Below are 19,057 nucleotides of genomic sequence, written 5' to 3' on the forward strand. Positions count from 1 at the left end.
CTGTTCTTCGTCAGATAGCCCGCTATCTTCCTCATCACAGAAGCGAAAATGCCTCAAAAACTCATCCCAAATCATCGCACGATAAATTCAAAACAGCTTCTTACTTATAACATTATGTTATGAGAGAAATTCAAAACGGTTTCTAAACAGGTTTTTATCCGAATCTGAAATTTGTGCCGATTAATAGGCTGATTTTTGGCTTATTTATGATATCCTTTTAAAAATGGGACAAAGATTATATAAATAGACCTTGTATATATTGGGAATTTGTCCCATTTTTGCGCTTGATTTACAACAACTCGTATAAGATATTTGTTGATTAACTAAACTTTAATTAGAAAGAAATGAAAAAGAATTTGTTTTTTTATGTGTTTGCCGTGCTTTGCACGATGCCTTTCTTCACTTCGTGTAGTGATGATGACGATCCGGTAGAAACTGTTTCTGCGGCGGATTCTGTCATTGGTGATTATCAAGGTAATTTGAGTATTGCTTTGGTTACAGATGGGGTTTCTGTTCCTACGGGGGATGCTATTTCACAGACCATATCGGTTGCGAAAGCAGGAGACAATGCAGTAGATTTGCAGATTACAGACTTTACATTTATGGAAATGCCTATAGGCAATATTGCCTTGGAAAATTGTCAATTGACGAGCGCAGGTGATAATACCTATAATTTCACAGCTACTTCCAATTTGGCTGTAGCGGGGATGCTTGAAGCTGATATTGATGCTACGGGTACTTTTGAGAATGGGAAATTGAATCTTGATTTAAACATAGACAATGTATCGTTGTTGGGAAATCCTGTTTCTTATACAGTGGAGGTGACTTACGAAGGTACAAAAGCTGCCAATTGAAAATGAAAATTTTTGGAGTACGGGTGTGAGGAGAGGTTTCTCGCTTTCCGTGCTTTTTTATTGGTGATTCAATTTTGATGGAAATGAGAAAATATTTGTTTTTTTACTTGTTTGTTGCAGTATGTATTGCATCGTTGTTTACATCATGTGATGAGGATGATGTAATAAGAAGCAGTGAAGCGAATATAACATCGTTTACTTTTGACACAACGGTAGCTGCCAATGCTGCAGTACTTTCTCAACCGGTAATAGATGAGGCAAATGCTACTATTACTTTCAAGGCAGAAGAAGATGGTGATGTAAGTGCTTTGGTTCCGACTATTGAAGTTTCAGCCGGTGCTACGGTAACTCCGGCAAGCGGTTCGGCTGTAAGCTTTGCAAGTGGCTCGGCTACATTTACTGTAGTAGCCGAAGATGGTACTTCTAAGACTTATACTGTTTCTTGCAATATGGGTAGCCTTATCCAGTACGATTTCGAAACATGGGCTACTCCCGAAGGTGCTATGTCTCCCGAAGTGGTAAATCCCGAAGGTTGGGCTACTTGTAACGATGCCGTAGCCTTGATAAAGAACTTAGGTAGTTTGGGGGGCATTACTTATACGGGTGAATATCCGGTACGTCAGACCACGGATGCTCATTCGGGAAGTACAGCTGCTATGCTGGAATCGGTTGATACGCAAGGTGGAAATATTTTTGGACAAACCATACCGAAGGTGACTGCCGGATCGATGTTCTTGGGTACATTTAATGCATTTGCTGCTATGACTGACCCGATGGCAACGACTGAATTTGGTATTCTTTATGATAAAAAGCCTGTGAAAGTATCAGGTTATTATAAGTACACTCCGGGTGCAGAGTTTTATAATGCTGCAGGGGAATTGCAGGCAGACCAGAAAGATGCTTGCGCCATCAGTGCTGTTTTGTATGAAGTGGAAAGTGAAGATGAAACGTTGAATGGAAGTACCATCTATACATCAGACAAGATTGTGGCAATGGCTTCTTTCAGTTCTGGAGAAACTGTAGCTGAATATACTCCGTTCGAACTGAATTTGGAATATGTAAAGGACTATGATGCCAGCAAGACATACAAGTTTGCCGTTATCTTCTCGGCAAGTGCAGACGGTGCGGCTTATAATGCGGCTGTAGGAAGTACATTGTATATTGATGATGTAACGATAGAAAATGAAGCTGTAACAGAATAAATCTGTATACATCTGATATTGACAAAAAACAAATCATCCTGAAATCGGAAAGTAAATTGCTGGTTTCAGGATGATTTGTTTTTTGTCAAAATGCATGTTTGCCAACAGCCAATACATACTCCTTAAAAATGAATATATACTGCATGCGCGGTTGAATATATACTTCATCGGCGGTTGAAGATATCTTCATCAGCAGTTGAAGTATATCTTCATCAGCGAATGCAGTGCTACTGCGTTTTCAACCCTAGCTGGACTGGCTGGTTGCGGACATGCGTATTGGGCAATTATTGTCCATAGGCATACCTGAAATCATTTTTACGTGATGTTCCCAAGTGTGGTAGAGGCTTTGCCATTGAGGATAATTTCTTAAAGCTTCCTGTATTCCAGCGGACTGATACCCACATAGCGTTTAAAATATTTGCCGAAGAACGAGATGTTGGCAAAGTTCAGCGAGTCGGAGATTGCCTGTATGGTGAGGTTGGTCGATTTCAGTTGTGACTTGGCATCCATAATAACCATCGATGCAATGACATCAATGCATGTCTTGCCCGTTATCTGTTTTACTACGGCGCACAGATGTGCATGCGTAATACCCAGTTTTTGTGCATACCAGCTTACGTTGCGCGTCTGGTTGTAGTGTTGGGTGACCAGTTGCATGAAGCTGCGGCATATCAGTTCGCTTTTCGACAAGGAAATCTTGTCATAATGCCGGCTTTTGTAGATGATGGAGATACCCGTATGAACGTCAGCATATAGGTTGGGGGCTATTTCCTGGCGTATTTTTTCGTTGAATTGTTCGTACATACCTATCAACATCTGCAGGTATTTTTCCATCATGAGTGCTCCTTCGGATTTTAGTGGGATAACTGGCCGCCCTAACGTAAGGAAGATAGCGTCCAGCATGGAACGCGACTGTCCGCTCCGTTCGATAAATCCCGAAGAAAATCCTAGAAAATAGATTTTCAGGTCACCTCGTACTTCGTTTATCTGGAAGATGGTGCCTGGCATCAGTGTAATGACATCGTTGGGCCGCACTTGTATTTCGTTCAGGTTGACCATGGCTTCCACTTCTCCAGCAAGGCACATTACAAACATTTCACATTTCAGCCTTACGGGATAATATGCATACAGGCTCAGCAGGTCTTTGTTGATGTCAGTACCTATCACCCAGTCTTCGGGCAGGTCTATCTTAGGCAATTCTTTTTCGTTTGTTTCCATGCTATTGATTGGTGTTTGGTGGCAAAGTTACTTTTTAATCTTGAAATCCGTCATTATCAGGTATAAAAGATTTTTTCAAATTAACAATTGAGACACACGTAATGTCTGTACCGGACGATTGTTGTCACGAAGGACACAGAGTCTCGGTCAATTGCGGCGATTCCGTACAGGCAAGGTGGTGAAGCGTTTTGTGTCTTTGCGTTCAGTTGATCAATAGACAAAAAAATACCAGATAATAAAAATAGAACAAAAATAATAAAAATAGATATTGTGAGTTTTTGTGAAAGATTGCAATTTTGCAGACGAAAAAAAATAACAATACAAAGAGTAAACGGGGATTCCGTATGTTTGGAGTCGGGAATGAATGTGTTTACCGGATCCTAAGAAAAGGACAATATGAATGATGCTCTATGGTTTATATTCCGGTTATGGTGAAGAAAATACAATATTTGTACGTTGGTGGGTTACCGGAAACTTAAAAAACAAAAACGGATGAAAGGCTAACAAGCTTAAAATTAAGTAAAGTAGTAGAGCATCGTAATTATTGAAGAAAAGGCCAAAAGGCTAAAAAAAAGAACAATTGGGGAAACTCAAACTTAAATACTTAAAACTCGAACAACAACAATTTTAACATGAGAAAGATGAAAAAGTATGTAGTAATGTTTTGTGCGCTGTTAGTGATGGGTGCATCTGTTGCATCCTGCTCTTCAGATGAGGAGGTGGTGCAGGGCGCAGCAGAAGGTAAAGGCTTGGTGAAGCTTTCGCTGAATGTAGGGACAGAGTTCCAGTCGCGGGCTATTACCGAATCGGATTACAACAATTTGGCTAACTATACCGTACAGATTCTGAAAGACGGGAATGTAGTAGAAGGTTGTGAATGGACAGGTACGACTATTCCACAAGATTTGATAGAATTGGATAACGGAAGTTATACGGTGCTCGCTTTTACCGGCGAAGACTACAAGGGGCTTGCTGCTACCACGAAAGGAATGTATGTGGAAGGAAGTGCTGGCTTTAATGTGAACAGTGACCAAACGGCGACTGCCACGGTGAACTGCACCCCACAGTGTGCACGGGTAACGGTGAATTTTGATGCCAAGATGGCAGATTATTTCAATGATTATTATGTGGTGTTTACCGGAACTGATGCTTTGGGTGAAGGTAATTATACATGGAAAAAGGATAATGCCGACCCCGTCTATATGGCGGTCACAAGTTCAGAAAAACTTACTGCTACCATTAAGCTGGTAGATAAAGAAGGAAAAACTGCCAGTGATATTGTAAGGACACACGATATCAGTGCTGCCAAGGCATGGAAGCTGAACATTGCTCCAGTAGTGGAAGAAGCGACTGGAAATGTGGGTATTACTATTGAGATAGACAATTCGGTAAATGATATTCCTATCGATATCGAAATCCCTTCGGATTGGCTTTAATAGATAAACAAACTTTAAAACAGAACAACGTATGAAATTATTCAATACAATAACGGCATGTCTGCTGCTTTGTGCCGGTCTCGTATCGTGCGAGATGAAAGATGAACTGAAAGGCAGCGGTGCGGGGACTTCCGAAGTGGGATACCTGAACTTGGGTGTAGCGGTCAACGCTTCGCAAAACAGTGTGGTTTCGCGTGCGGATAATGCAAACGATGATGGTGAAAATGTAGGTGTAGCAGTCAGTGCCGATGATTTCCCGGTAACCATTACTGGTGTGACCGACCCTTCTTACTCCAAGGAATACGAAAGCTATGCAGCCTTGAAGGCGGAAAACGGGGGCAAGGTGGAACTGCCCATAGGCGAATATACCGTAACGGCGCATTCCAATGCTGAACTGGAGCCGCAGATGGCTACTCCTTATTATGAGGGTACGACACCTATTAAGATTACTGCGGGAGTGGAATCTTCTGCCGAGGTGAAGTGTACCATGAAGAACATGAAGATTCAGCTTACTTATACAGCAAATTTCTTGGCGAAGTTTGAATCGTGGGACATTACGATAAACGATGGTAGTGACAATATCTTGAATTTTGACGAAACAGACAAGAATCCGGCTGCAGTTTATTGGATGGTAGCAGAGAATGTTACAGAAATCAAGGTCGCTATTACCGCTACGCCGATGGGCGGAGGGCAGGAGGTCACCGAATCGCGTCTCTTGTCTAAACCTGAGGGCAGCAATTGGGCAGGCAGCGATGCGTTGACTATCCAAATGGAAGAAAATACTTCAGAAGATCCGACAGGTATCCAAGGTAGCGGAATTACGATTAATGCAAGTGTTTCGTTTGATGAAGATTCAGAAGATGTGCCGGTAACGGTTAAGCCGGGTGAAGGTAGTTCTGAAGAACCGGAAGAACCAGGGACTGGTGGAGAAGAGGAAGAGCCGGAAGAACCGGAGATAGGTCCTGCTCCGACTTTGAGTGGTGAATATTTGACGAAAACTTTAAATTTTAACAAATCTACAGATGGAACTTTCCCGGTTTTGACTATTGAAATGGAAGTTCCAAATGGAATTGAGGATGTTATAGTAACTGCGGATTCTGATAATCTTGTGTTTAAGAGTATGCTAGCTAGTAAAGAATTTGGTTTGACAGCAGGTGCATCTTTGATTACCAATACTACGTTAGCAGGACTATTTCCACCGCCTACTTCTGGTGCGGATTCATATACATTTACTTTAAATGAGACGTTGGGTGGAATGCTGACTAATTTTACAGGAAATCATGAGTTTACTGTTAAGGTCATAGATGAGGCTAGTTTGTCTGCTGAAGGGACTTTAAATATTTCTATAACAGAGTAATCCGTAAACAAAGGAATGAATAAACAATGAAACGCATATATACTATTTTATTAATCGCAAGCACCCTCTTCTTCTTTGCTTGCCAGCAAGAAGAAAACTTGACAGGAGGGGCAACGGGGTATCTTCGCTTGACTGTAAACGAAGACATGAGTACCAACTCGCGTGCAGATGTGCCCGAGGGCTATAAACCCGAACAAATCGCTGTGCAGATTGTAAACGCAGAGGGCGAGACAGTAGAAGAGACTGAAGACTGGAAATTGTGGCAAAATAAATCCATTGAACTGCCTGTAGGTACGTACACCATTAAGGCTTCTTCCAATGGATGGGACGGACAGGCTGCCGGTTTTAATATTCCTTATTATACAGGCAGCAAGGAAGTGACGATTGCAGCGGATAAGGAGGTTAATGAAACCATTACGTGTACGCTGGCAAATGTGAAAGTGACCGTGAACTTTGATAAGGCATTGCTTACAAAAGTACGTTCTGTTGCGGCAACTGTTGACGATGATGCCGTTTCTAACGGTGCATCGCCTACTTACAGCTTGTCTTTTGAGTCTACGGAAACCCGTTCGGCCTATTTTCCGGTATCAAGGTTGTTCGCGAATATTACCGTGGTGAACAATGAAGGTGTTTCGAACTCGATGCGTAAGGAGTTGACCGATGCGGAGGGTAATCCAGTGAAAGCCCGCGATCATTTCATCTTAAATATTAAGGAGTCGGGTACAGGCGAAAGCGGCATTTCGGTTACTGTGGATCCTACTACGCACGAATATTCGTATACCTTCAATGTATCGACTAAACCAACTACTGGAGCGACTACAACTACGGGTGTATGGGATAATCTTGTTTATTTAAAAGCAGAGAACCTGACATTCGGAACCGGAGTTAGCACAGAAGGCATTAAGTTTCAATATCGTGAAGCTGTTTCTTCTCAGTCAAGAGCTTCGGAAGCGGATGATGAAGGTTGGATTGACGTGAAAACAACGGAAAAGGATGGCATCTATACGGCATTTATATCGGGATTGACCGCAGATACTGAATATGAATATCGTTTGGTAAATGTAGATGGAGTTGAGATTCAAGGTGCAAAATCGATTAAAACAGCAGAAGCTCCAACGGGAGGAGAAGCTACACAAGAACAACTGCAGAATGCCGGCTTTGAAAATTGGTATAAATCAGGAAGTGTTTGGTATGCAGCAACAGAGACTGATTATAACGGTGGTAATTATATGTGGGATAGCAGTAATCCGGGTTCTGGTAATTTTGGAATTAATCCGACTACTCAAAGCACAGATGTGAAGTATGGAGGTAATTCTGCAGCTAAATTGGAAACTCAATACGCTTTCATTAAATTGGCTGCCGCCAGTCTCTATTATGGTAGATTTAATGGTTTGGTAGGGATAAATGGAGCTAAAATTGATTTTGGTCAACCATTTACTTCTCGTCCTATTGCCTTCAAAGGATGGTATCAATATAAACCGGTAGCAATAGATTATGTTGGCGGTAATCAACCTGCAAATACAGTAAGTAAAGGTGATATGGATTTGTGCTCTATTTTCATTATTCTGTCAAAAGGGACATATCAAGTAGACAATACGAAAACAGAGACTCTTCTTACAGCCCAAAATATTTGGAATAATGATCAGTTTATTGCGTACGGAGAACTACCTGTTGACCAATGTGTTAATACAAATGGTGAATGGAAGGAATTCAATATACCGTTGCAATATAAAGAAAGTCAATTTGGTGAACAGCCTACGCATTTGATAATCGTATGCAGTTCCAGCAAATACGGTGATTATTTCACGGGTGGTAAAGGCAGTACCCTCTATGTAGACGATTTCAGCCTTGTCTACGAAGGAACACCTTCTATTTGGAAAAATAAATAAGATAGCTTAGTAATGTCATCCTGAGCGTAGCGAAGGATCTCTGCCACTTGATGTGGATGTACGCGAGATTCTTCACTTCGTTCAGAATGACATTTGTAGTGTCTAAGCATTTATACATCGAAATAACCTTTTACATGACAAAAAGATTACTTTTAGCCATTGTGCTTTTGGTAGGCGTGACGCTTACGGCAGGAGCACAGAAAGAAAGACGGAAGTTCAAGCGCATCGACCGGGGTGTGCAGGAATCGGTATTCATACCCAAAGGACAATGGATGGCAGGAGGAAGCATTTCGTATTCCGAGCATGAGGAAGATAATTTGAACTTTTTGGTCTTGAAAGACGTGCAAGGGGAGGGATACAGTTTCAAAGTCAGTCCCTACTTCGGCTATTTTTTTGCCAACAACATGGCGGCAGGTTTCCGCTTCACTTACGACCGTGCTTATCTGGATATGCCCAATTTTGACCTTAATTTGGGAGATGACTTGAACATCAGTCTGAGCGACCTGTACTACCTGCAACACAAATATGAGGTATCAGGCTTTTTGCGTACTTATATGCCGATAGGGAAAAGTAAGATTTTCGGTCTGTTCAATGAAGTGCGTCTTACTTACGGATATAGTGAGGGAAAGAACTCTACGGGTTCGGGGACAGAATACGATGGAACTTACCAGACCGCCAACCACTTGCAGATAGGCATTGCGCCGGGCATGACTGCTTTTGTGACCGACTGGGCAGCGGTTGAAGTGTCGATGGACATCATGGGATTTGACTTCAAGTGGCAAGACCAGAATACGAATCAAGTGGAAACAGGAAAGCGCCGGACCAGTTCGGGAAACTTTAAGATAAACCTGTTTTCCATCAACATCGGCATGACGTTCTATCTCTAAAAATGATGAATGAAGAATGATGAATGAAGAATTTTTGTATTGTATGAGAAAATCAATTGGTCAATGGACTTTCGCCGTTCTGTTACGATGTATGGCGTTAGGTGTGCTTTTCCTTTCCTCTTGCAAGATAGATAATGATATCCCTTATCCCATTGTGTATGGCAACATCACGGCTTTGGAAGTGGAAGGACAGCGTGCCGGAGAGGATGGCGGAAACGTGCAGGCAACTATCAGCGAACAGAACCGTACGGTGACGCTGTATGTAGACGATTCAGTAGATCTTAGCGAGTTGCGTATTACCCGTCTGACGGTTTCTAATGAGGCAGAGCTGATTCCCGACTCTGCTGCTTGCCAGGATTATGCTCGTTTTCCACGTTCAGGCTTTGCTTCACTTGATGACCTGCCCTTGTCGATGGATACACGCATGGATTTTACTCAACCTGTGCATTTCACTTTGCGTACATATCAGGATTACGATTGGACGGTGACGGTGGAGCAGATTATCGACCGTCAGATTATGCTGCAAAATCAGATTGGCAATCCGATTATTGACACCAATACACGGACGGTCATTATTTATGTAGATTCCGAACAGCCGTTGAATGCCATTAAGGTGACTTCGTTTAATTTGGCAGGTGCACATGGAACGGTTGCTCCCGATCCTACGGAGTTTGATACTTTCGACTTTTCTTCCCCCGTGGATTTTTATGCTACATACGGTTGGGAAGAAGTGTCCTATCGCTGGCGGGTATATGTCTATCATCAGGAAAGTAGCGGAGCGGCAACGGGTGATGTGTTTGCCCGTGTCACTACCGCTTCGCTGAACGGCAGTATTCAAAATGGGAAGACACCAGTGGTAGAATATAAAACGCAAAGTGAAAGCACGTGGACGGAATTGTCTTCATCGGCAGTGTCTGTAAGCGGAACTTCGTTTTTGGCCTCTTTCAGTGGGCTGCAAGCAAGCACGACGTACCAATATCGAGTAAGTGTCGACGGAGTAGCAGGAGCAGAACAATCGTTTACCACTGCCCCTGCTACTCCGTTGGAAAACGGAGGGTTCGAAAATTGGTATATGGATGGGAAAGTATATATTCCCAATGTCTCAGGCAGTAGTTTTTGGGGAAGTGGGAATCCGGGTGCTGCTCAATTTCTTAGTAATCTGACAACTCCTACTTCGGATGCAGTATCCGGGCAGGCAGCTTTGTTGGAATCAAAAGATGCTGTTATCAAGTTAGGGGCTGGCAATATCTTTACGGGTGATTTTGCGCTGGACGGTACGAATGGTATTTTACATTTCGGGCAACCTTTTACCACATTCCCTACGGCATTGCGTTTTTATTATAAGTATACGTCAACTACAATTAATAAAATAGGGAATAGTGTAGGAGAGTTGGAAAACCTGCGTGGACGTCCGGATTCGTGTCATGTTTATATTGCTTTGTCCGATAAATCGGAGCCTTATGAAATACGTACTGCTCCATCGAAGCGGCAGATGTTTGATAAAAACGATGCGAACATCATCGCATATGGAGAATTTATCTCGGCGCAAACAACTTCATCGTACCAGCAGATTACCATTCCGCTGGAATATCGTGCGAATAACCGCACGCCCCGTTACATTGTTATCGTAGCTTCGGCAAGTAAATATGGTGATTATTTTATAGGAGGAGTAGGCAGTACACTTTGGTTAGACGAAATGGAATTGGTATATGAATAAGGTAAGGTTTTTAGTGGCAACATTGCTGGGCGTGCTTTTTGTAGCATGCAGTGAGGAAGAAAACCTGTCGCAAACAGGCAAGACGGGGTTTCTTGTATCGTTGGCGGAAGATGTAAAGGTGGAGTCGCGCAGTACGCCTGAGGAGTTGGGCGAGCCTGTGGCTTCGCAATTCAATTTGAAGATAACGAATCAGGTAACAGGAAGCGAACTGTACAACGGTTCGTACACAAACAAATTGATTCCGGCATCTGCCGGGACGTATGCGATAGAGGCAACGCACGGTGAGAATCAACTCTTGGCTGTGGATGCTCCTTATTATAAAGGGACTGCCGAAGCGGAGTTGGCAGACGGAGAATCGAAGACTGTAAACGTAAAATGTAAGGTTGCGAATGCGTTGGCTTCGGTAGTGTTCAGCGATGGAGGTGCTTTAAAGTTTGAAGACCAGTTTTCGAAATGCGAACTGAATGTCTTGGTGGCAGGAGATAGCGCACTGATTGACGGTGTCAAAAGTGCTTACTATCGTGCAGGGTCTACACCGACATTTGAATTTAGAGGGATTCTTAAGGACGGTGGAGAAGAAGTGGTGCAGACTTTGACCGATGACAAGTTTTCAGACCCGGCTACATTTGCAGCCGGAGCACATTGTGTCATTACGCTGAAAATAGGTGCGGTAGAGCCGGGCGTGAAGATAGAAATCACCAAAGTGGAAGTAAAAGAAGTAACTGTATCTGAAACGATTCCTATGGAATGGTTGCCGAAACCGAAAGTGACAGCGGAAGGGTTTACAGACAATACATTATCTATGTATGAAACAGAAACACCGACTGCTAAATTTAATTTTAATCTTTCTTCAGCTTTGCAGGAGTTGAAGTTTACGTTAAATCTGGCGGATGAAACATATCAGTCATTAAATAAAACTTATACGTTGTCCGAATTATCGGAAGAGGACAGAACGGCTTTAACGAATGCTGGTATCATATTGCCTGTGATTGGTTTCAAGGAAGCATCGTTAGATTTTACAGGATTGACGGCTAAATTAACAGGTAGCACAACTGGAGAGGTTTTATCGAATGTTATAACATTGGATGAAGTAAAGGCTAATAACCGTACTTTAGAAGGTGAACAGGTTTATACAATTCAGACAAGTGCGCCAGAGTTTAATTTGGTTGTTTATCCGGGTAACACTTGGACAAGACAATTTACGGCAAATAGTCAGGTAACACATGGTAATGTTTCTGTGATTAGTAAAGGACTGACATATGAATATCGAACGGTTGATGGAGAATGGACAAGTTCATTGGATAGTATAATTACGGAATTGACTCCAAAAACAGCTTATAAAGTACGTGGAAAATATGGAGATCATTACACGGAAGAGGTTGAGGTAACAACTTATCCAGTGATAGAGTTGGAGAATGGTGGATTGGAAGGTGGAACAATAACGAAAGGAAACGATAGTAATGGTTCTCAATATGGTGCTGTATATTCATGGAGTGGTTGGTGTACATTGAATGAGTTAACTTGCGATGATACACATGCTTTTATATGGGGAAATACTGCTTTCAATAGTCGTTCAGGAACACGTCCTGCTACTGCTCGAGAAGGAAGTAACGGTTCTGCTTCTGCTTGGATAATGACAATGGGATATGGTTATGGAGGGACTAGTGGTCCTGAAATAATAACTCCGAGTGAATTATTTTTAGGAACATTGACCAATGTAAATCATAGTGAAGATACCGCAACAAAAAATTATGGAATCGTACATAAATCTCGTCCGACAGGTTTGCGATTTTATTATAAGTACACTCCATACAATGGGGATTCAAGTGATATTTACATTCAACTGAAAGGTATAAATGGAGAGATCTTAGGATCTGCCAGTTTGAATGAAACAAGTTCTGTTAGCTCTTTTAAAGAAATAACATTGGATATTGATTATGTGGATGAGTATAAAGAATTAGAACCTGAAACTTTAGTTATTGTTTTTAAGTCAGGTTTTAATTCAGATGTGAAAGATTATGAAACTTGGAGTTTGATGGGAAGTAACAGTGCCGAGCCATCTCATCGAGGTAGTGAACTTTATATTGACGATGTAGAATTAGTATATGATAAGTAATATGAAACAAAACCTACTATACCTATTATTAGGAATCTTCCTCTTGGCAAGCTGCCAACAGGAAGAGCTGCCCAATGCAGAAACAGGCTACGGCTATCTTTCTATATCCGAACTATCGGTAGCAACAACCCAAGTACATGTAGTTTCTTCGCGTGCCGATGAAGAACCGTTAACGATTGAAATCCTCAAGGATGAAGAAACCGTTCAGACTTTGACCGAAACCGAGTTGGCAAACAAAATCGAATTGGAAGCCGGTACGGGGTATTCCCTTAAAGTATATAGCAGCGACTATGGAAAGGAAAGCGAGTGGACGAATGAGGATAAGGGTACACCTGTTTATTATGCGGAAAAGAAGTTTGAAATCTTGACCGAGCAGACTACCCAAGTCAAGGTAGAAGTCCCGATGACAAACTTCGGCGTATCGTTTCAGTTTCCCGAAGAATATAAAGAAGTTTTCCCTTCCTGTACGTTGAGTGTAACAGTGGGTGGCAGAACAGTCGCTTTGCAGTCCGGTGAAACCGCTTACTTCCCCTATCAGGAAGAAAAAATATTCAGCTATACATTAACTGCAACCAATAAAGATGGTGAGCCTCTAACAGATACAGGCTCTTATGGGGAGGAAGCAGACAAGCCAATCGCTTCCGGCACGATTTATACCGTTTCGTACGAAATGGAAACTCAATCGCTCAATATAACTGAATAATCTGTCCGTAATCGACCGGTCTTTATAGGCCGGTTGCGGACTTTTACCAGATTATATTCTCTTTCTGATATCAGTACAGACCGTGTCCTCGACAATTATTCTAGTACAAAGACCGGATGGTTGGGAGTACTGGCTTCAGGGCGGTAGGTAAAGCCTTCCCATTTGAATGTCTTGATTTGTTCGGGGGCTTCTATCCGATTTTTTAAGAGAAAGCGTGTCATTTCTCCGCGACACATTTTGGCGTAGACGGTAATGCTTTTGAGTTTTCCCTCTTTTTGTACCCAAAAATCAGGGGTAATGACGTGCACGGCTTCGGTGATGCGTTCCCAATGAAACAGGTCTTTCATTTCTGCACTGGCAAGATTGACAAGTATGCCTCCCTGCTTACGGATGGCTTCGATAAACCAGCTGGTCAGTATGGGTTTCCAGTAATCAAACATTGTGCAATCGTGTTTAGGCAGGCATACGTTGCCTTCGAGACGGTAGGAATGAATCAGGTCGAGCGGACGCAACAAACCGTACAAAAAGGAAGTGATAAGCAGATGCTCTTGTGCATAAGTGAAATCATCGAGCGTAAATGATGAGCCATTAATGTGCTTGAATACCATACCTGTATATGCCAGCAAGGCGGGAAGTGAAGGTGTGTCGGGTGAAAAGAAGTTCTGATAGCGCAGGTAGTTCTCGGCAGCCAGCTTGGTATTGATATGGAGCAGTTTGCCTAAATCATCGGCACTGAATTGATTCATTTCCATAGCGTTTGCCCGGGCTTCGCTTTCGAAGTAGGGTAAGGTGGTAAAAGGTAAGGTGACCCGGGGGTGACGTTCGGTCATGGTTTTGGCACAGGAAATAAACAGCAGCATATTTTATTTTAATGAAGAATGAAGAATGAAAAATGAAGAATTAAGAATTAAGAATGAAGAATGAAGAATTAAGAATACGTAAGTAAACATCCACTGATTCTTCATTCCTCATTCTTCATTTATTTATTATTTGTATTCTTGCCAACTCTTTATCTTGATGTCTTCCTGCTTCATCTGACAGAAAGCTTCGATAAAGGCTTTTGCCAGGCGGGCATTGGTAATAAGCGGGATGTTATGGTCGATGGCACCCCGGCGGATACGGTATCCGTTGGTCAGTTCACGTTTGGTGTGATTTTTCGGAATGTTTACAATCAGGTCAAACTTATGACCGGCAATCATCTTCATTACGTTGTTTTCGGCATGTGGACGTTCATCGGGCCAGAATACCGGAGTGGTAGGAATGCCGTGTGAATTGAGGAACGTGGCTGTACCAGCTGTGGCATAGATGTGGTAGCCGTTCTTGCTCAGTTCGTGGCTGGCATCCAACAGGTCGACTTTTGATTTTGTGGCACCCGAAGAAAGCAGGATGGATTTTTTCGGTATCTTGTATCCGGTGGCTATCATTGCATTCAGCAGGGCTTCGTCGAAATCATCACCCAGGCAGCCTACTTCTCCGGTAGATGACATGTCTACTCCTAATACCGGGTCGGCATTCTGCAGACGCGCAAACGAGAACTGGGAAGCTTTTACGCCTATCCAGTCGATGTCGAATGCCGACTTGTCGGGACGGGTGTAGGGAGCATCGAGCATGATGCGTGTGGCTGTTTCGATGAAGTTGCGTTTCAATACTTTCGATACGAAGGGGAAGCTGCGTGAAGCACGCAAGTTACATTCGATAACCTTTACTTCGTTTTTGCGTGCCAGATACTGGATATTGAACGGACCGGAGATATTCAGCTCTTGTGCGATGCGCCGGCTGATTTTCTTGATTTGGCGAGCTGTCGAGAAGTATATCTGCTGTGCGGGGAAGACCAAAGTGGCATCACCCGAGTGTACACCGGCATATTCGATGTGCTCAGAGATGGCATATTCTACAATTTCGCCGTTTTGTGCCACGGCATCGAATTCGATTTCCTTGGTTTCCTGCATGAATTGGGATACCACTACAGGGTATTGCTTTGAAACCTCACTTGCCATTTGGAGGTAACGCTTCAATTCTTCTTCATCGTAGCATACGTTCATTGCAGCACCGCTTAATACGTACGATGGGCGCACCAGAACAGGATAGCCTACTTTTTCCACGAATTTCTCTACGTCTTCCAGGCTGGTCAGTTCCTGCCAGGCGGGCTGGTCGATACCTAGTTGGTCGAGCATCGCTGAGAACTTGTTGCGGTTTTCGGCACGGTCGATGGAGATGGGTGAAGTACCGAGGATGGGTACCGACTGGCGGTAAAGCTTCATGGCAAGGTTGTTCGGGATTTGTCCGCCTACCGACACGATGACACCGCGGGGCTGTTCCAGATCGATGACATCCAGCACACGCTCGAATGATAATTCGTCGAAGTACAGGCGGTCGCACATATCATAATCGGTCGATACGGTTTCTGGATTATAGTTAATCATGATTGATTTGTATCCCAGTTTGCGTGCAGTCTGGATGGCATTCACCGAGCACCAGTCGAACTCTACCGACGAACCGATGCGATAGGCACCTGAGCCAAGCACAATGACTGATTTTTCGTTCTTATAATAATTGATGTCATAGCCTTCGGTGCCATATGTCATATAGAGATAATTAGTCAGTTCAGGATGTTCCGAAGCCACGGTGTTGATACGTTTTACTGCAGGAAGGATACCCAGTTGTTTGCGATAGTCGCGTACCATAAGATTTTCTTTTTCCATGGTTCCGTTTGCAGGCTTCAATACGAAACGGGCAATTTGGAAATCGGAGAATCCCAGGCGTTTTGCCTCACGCAATACATCAGCAGGAAGTTCTTCCAGTGTGTTGTAAGTCTGTAACTTGTGCTTGTAATCAACGATGTTTTTCAGGCGTTCGATGAACCATGGGTCTATCTTGGTCAGGTCGTAAATACGTTCGATGGTATAGCCTTCTTCCAATGCCTGTGCGATAGCGAAGATACGGAGGTCGGTGGGGTTTGCCAGTTCATCGTCCAGATTATCAAAGCGGGTATGGTCGTTGCCTACGAAGCCGTGCATGCCCTGTCCTACCATACGCAATCCCTTTTGGATGATTTCTTCGAACGAACGTCCGATGGACATGATTTCGCCTACCGATTTCATACTCGAACCAATACGGCGTGATACGCCCACAAACTTGGTCAAGTCCCAACGCGGAATTTTGCAGATGAGATAATCCAGCGAGGGAGCCACGTATGCCGAGTTGGTCGTGCCTATTTCACCAATTTCATCGAGGTTGTATCCCAAAGCTATTTTTGCAGCTACGAAAGCGAGCGGATATCCGGTGGCTTTCGATGCCAATGCGGAAGAACGGCTGAGGCGTGCGTTCACCTCGATGATGCGGTAATCATTGGTTTCGGCATGGAAAGCGAACTGAATGTTACATTCACCCACGATGCCCAGATGGCGTACACATTGCTTGGATATTTCCTGTAGCATGGTGACTTGTTCTTCTTTGAGCGAACAAGTGGGGGCAACTACGATGGATTCGCCGGTGTGGATGCCCAGTGGGTCAAAATTCTCCATGCTTGCTACGGTGAAACAATGGTCATTTGCATCGCGGATAACCTCAAATTCGATTTCTTTCCAGCCTTTCAGCGATTCCTCTACCAAGATTTGCGGAGAGAATGTGAAAGCACTTTCTGCCAGCTCGATGAAAGCTTCTTCCGTGGGGCAGATACCGCTTCCCAAGCCTCCCAGCGCGTATGCCGAACGAATCATTACCGGATAACCGATGCGGCGTGCGGCTTCGATGGCATCTTTCGTGTTTTCTACAGCTTGGCTGATAGGGGTCTTTAGCGAAATTTCATTCAGCTTCTTAACGAAAAGATCACGGTCTTCGGTGTACATGATGGCATCTACCGAGGTGCCCAGCACTTCTACGCCATATTCTTTTAATGTTCCGTTGGTATACAATTCAGTACCGCAATTCAGGGCGGTTTGTCCTCCGAAAGCCAGCAGGATGCCGTCGGGCCGTTCTTTCTTGATGATTTCGGTTACGAAATACGGAGTGACCGGCAAGAAATATACTTGGTCGGCAATGCCTTCCGAGGTCTGGATGGTGGCGATGTTGGGATTGATGAGCACCGAACGTATTCCTTCTTCGCGTAAGGCTTTCAGTGCTTGCGAGCCCGAGTAGTCGAATTCTCCGGCTTGTCCGATCTTGAGTGCGCCCGACCCAAGGACCAGGACTTTCTTTAATTCCTTTTTCATGGCATTATATAGATTTATGTTGAGTTAATAATTAATAGTGAATAATGAATAACGAGGGTTGTAGTCTGCTACCGTTGTTAATTATTCATTGTTCATTATTAATTGGATGGACTCTTTTTGCAAAGGAACAATTTATTTTTGAAGAAAACAAAGGTTTTGATTATCTTTGTCCCAATAATTTAATAAGAAATTGCAATATGGAAAAAGAAAAGATTATTTTAACCGGTGACCGTCCTACCGGTAAATTACATATCGGACATTATGTTGGCTCTTTGCGTCGTCGTGTAGAACTTCAGAACTCAGGGCTTTACAAGAAAATCTTTGTATTTGAAGCCGACGGACAGGCACTGACCGATAACATTGACAATCCTGAGAAGGTGCGTCAGAACGTGATTGAGGTGGCTCTCGATTATCTGGCTGTGGGCTTGGACCCTTCAAAGTCGACCATTTTCATCCAGTCGCAGATACCGGAATTGTGCGAGCTTACCTTTTATTATATGGACTTGGTCACGGTGTCGCGCCTGCAACGCAACCCCACGGTGAAGACCGAAATCCAGATGCGCAATTTCGAGACCAGCATCCCCGTGGGCTTCTTTACCTACCCCATCAGCCAGGCGGCGGATATCACTGCCTTCAAGGCGACGACAGTACCTGTGGGCGAAGACCAGGAACCGATGTTGGAACAGGCACGTGAGATTGTGCGCCGCTTCAATTACATCTATGGCGAGACGCTGGTAGAACCCGAAATCCTGCTTCCCGACAATGCCGCTTGCCTGCGCTTGCCGGGAACGGACGGGAAGGCAAAGATGAGCAAGTCGTTGGGCAACTGCATCTATCTGTCCGATTCGGCGGATGAGGTAGAAAAGAAAGTGAGAAGCATGTACACCGACCCTACCCATATCAAGGTGAGCGATCCGGGTAAACTGGAAGGCAATACCGTATTTACTTACTTGGACGCTTTCTGCCGTCCGGAACATTTCGGCCGTTACCTGCCCGATTATGCCAACCTCGATGAATTGAAAGCGCATTATACACGTGGCGGTCTGGGCGATGTGAAAGTGAAGAAGTTCCTGGCAGCTATCATGCAAGAGGAACTGGCTCCGATACGCGAACGCCGGAAAGCGTATGAAAAAGACATTCCGGCTATTTACGACATGCTGAAGAAAGGGTGTGAGGTGGCACGTGAAGCCGCTGCACAGACACTCGATGAGGTGCGCCGTGCCATGAAAATCAATTATTTCGATGACGAGGCGTTGATAGCTGAGCAAGCCAAGCGGTTCGGGCAAGAATAATTATATGGAAAGGGGCTTATTTGCCATGGAACGGTAGATAAGCCTCTTTTCCATTAAGAGAATAAGAAGCTGTTTTGAGAAGCTGTTTTGAATTTCTCCAAAAAGTTTTTCTTGGCTTGATGTATCCGTTTTCGTGTGTGCTTTGGGCGATTTTTTGGTCCTTTCCGCTCCTGTT

The 19,057-nt window shown here is 43.7% G+C and carries 13 protein-coding genes; 10 read left to right on the forward strand and 3 right to left on the reverse strand.

Features of this window, described 5'->3' with window-relative positions; translation table 11 throughout:
- The first annotated feature begins 344 nt into the window (after positions 1-344).
- On the forward strand, positions 345-854 hold the full coding sequence (locus tag B5F71_RS14365) for a calycin-like domain-containing protein (protein ID WP_087211550.1): 510 nt from the start codon (positions 345-347) through the stop codon (positions 852-854).
- An 83-nt stretch (positions 855-937) separates the two neighbouring features.
- Positions 938-2,056: a PCMD domain-containing protein gene (locus tag B5F71_RS14370; protein ID WP_158098104.1), complete on the forward strand. Its 1,119-nt coding sequence runs from the start codon at positions 938-940 to the stop codon at positions 2,054-2,056.
- Positions 2,057-2,422: 366 nt separating this feature from the next.
- Here B5F71_RS14370 and B5F71_RS14375 read toward each other — a convergent pair whose 3' ends face one another.
- A complete protein-coding gene (locus tag B5F71_RS14375) occupies positions 2,423-3,274 on the reverse strand; it encodes a helix-turn-helix transcriptional regulator (protein ID WP_087211555.1) in 852 nt (283 codons plus the stop codon).
- A gap of 632 nt (positions 3,275-3,906) precedes the next feature.
- Here B5F71_RS14375 and B5F71_RS14380 point away from each other — a divergent pair.
- The 7 genes from B5F71_RS14380 to B5F71_RS14410 all read left to right on the forward strand — a co-directional run bounded on the left by B5F71_RS14380 (position 3,907) and on the right by B5F71_RS14410 (position 13,379).
- Positions 3,907-4,710 carry a DUF4493 domain-containing protein gene (locus B5F71_RS14380; RefSeq protein WP_087211558.1) on the forward strand — a complete coding sequence of 268 codons (804 nt, stop codon included), beginning with the start codon at positions 3,907-3,909 and terminating at the stop codon, positions 4,708-4,710.
- A gap of 31 nt (positions 4,711-4,741) precedes the next feature.
- On the forward strand, positions 4,742-6,067 hold the full coding sequence (locus B5F71_RS14385) for a DUF4493 domain-containing protein (protein WP_087211561.1): 1,326 nt from the start codon (positions 4,742-4,744) through the stop codon (positions 6,065-6,067).
- Between the two features lie 26 nt (positions 6,068-6,093).
- Positions 6,094-7,956: a PCMD domain-containing protein gene (locus tag B5F71_RS14390; RefSeq protein ID WP_087211564.1), complete on the forward strand. Its 1,863-nt coding sequence runs from the start codon at positions 6,094-6,096 to the stop codon at positions 7,954-7,956.
- 134 nt (positions 7,957-8,090) lie between these two features.
- Positions 8,091-8,843: a hypothetical protein gene (locus tag B5F71_RS14395; protein WP_022038798.1), complete on the forward strand. Its 753-nt coding sequence runs from the start codon at positions 8,091-8,093 to the stop codon at positions 8,841-8,843.
- Between the two features lie 43 nt (positions 8,844-8,886).
- The gene (locus tag B5F71_RS14400; RefSeq protein WP_241148615.1) at positions 8,887-10,560 is read left to right on the forward strand and encodes a PCMD domain-containing protein; all 1,674 of its coding nucleotides are present in this window, start codon (positions 8,887-8,889) and stop codon (positions 10,558-10,560) included.
- The gene (locus tag B5F71_RS14405; RefSeq protein ID WP_087211567.1) at positions 10,553-12,676 is read left to right on the forward strand and encodes a DUF4493 domain-containing protein; all 2,124 of its coding nucleotides are present in this window, start codon (positions 10,553-10,555) and stop codon (positions 12,674-12,676) included. The genes B5F71_RS14400 and B5F71_RS14405 overlap by 8 nt, the downstream gene beginning before the upstream one ends.
- Position 12,677: 1 nt before the next feature.
- Positions 12,678-13,379 carry a DUF4493 domain-containing protein gene (locus B5F71_RS14410; RefSeq protein ID WP_158098105.1) on the forward strand — a complete coding sequence of 234 codons (702 nt, stop codon included), beginning with the start codon at positions 12,678-12,680 and terminating at the stop codon, positions 13,377-13,379.
- Positions 13,380-13,474: 95 nt separating this feature from the next.
- Here the strand turns inward: B5F71_RS14410 and B5F71_RS14415 are convergent, their stop codons facing one another.
- Together B5F71_RS14415 and carB are read right to left on the reverse strand one after the other, a co-directional pair.
- Positions 13,475-14,239, reverse strand: coding sequence for a YaaA family protein (locus B5F71_RS14415; RefSeq protein ID WP_087211573.1), 765 nt, complete (start codon positions 14,237-14,239; stop codon positions 13,475-13,477).
- 126 nt (positions 14,240-14,365) lie between these two features.
- Positions 14,366-17,590 (reverse strand): carbamoyl-phosphate synthase (glutamine-hydrolyzing) large subunit, encoded by a 3,225-nt coding sequence (carB, locus tag B5F71_RS14420; RefSeq protein ID WP_087211576.1) that lies wholly within the window; start codon positions 17,588-17,590, stop codon positions 14,366-14,368.
- A gap of 197 nt (positions 17,591-17,787) precedes the next feature.
- Between carB and trpS the strand changes: the two genes are divergently transcribed.
- Positions 17,788-18,882, forward strand: coding sequence for a tryptophan--tRNA ligase (gene trpS / locus B5F71_RS14425; protein ID WP_087211582.1), 1,095 nt, complete (start codon positions 17,788-17,790; stop codon positions 18,880-18,882).
- Positions 18,883-19,057 lie beyond the last annotated feature (175 nt).

It is taken from the genome of Bacteroides sp. An269 (assembly GCF_002159755.1).
GTDB classification, from domain to species: Bacteria; Bacteroidota; Bacteroidia; order Bacteroidales; family Bacteroidaceae; genus Phocaeicola; species Phocaeicola intestinalis.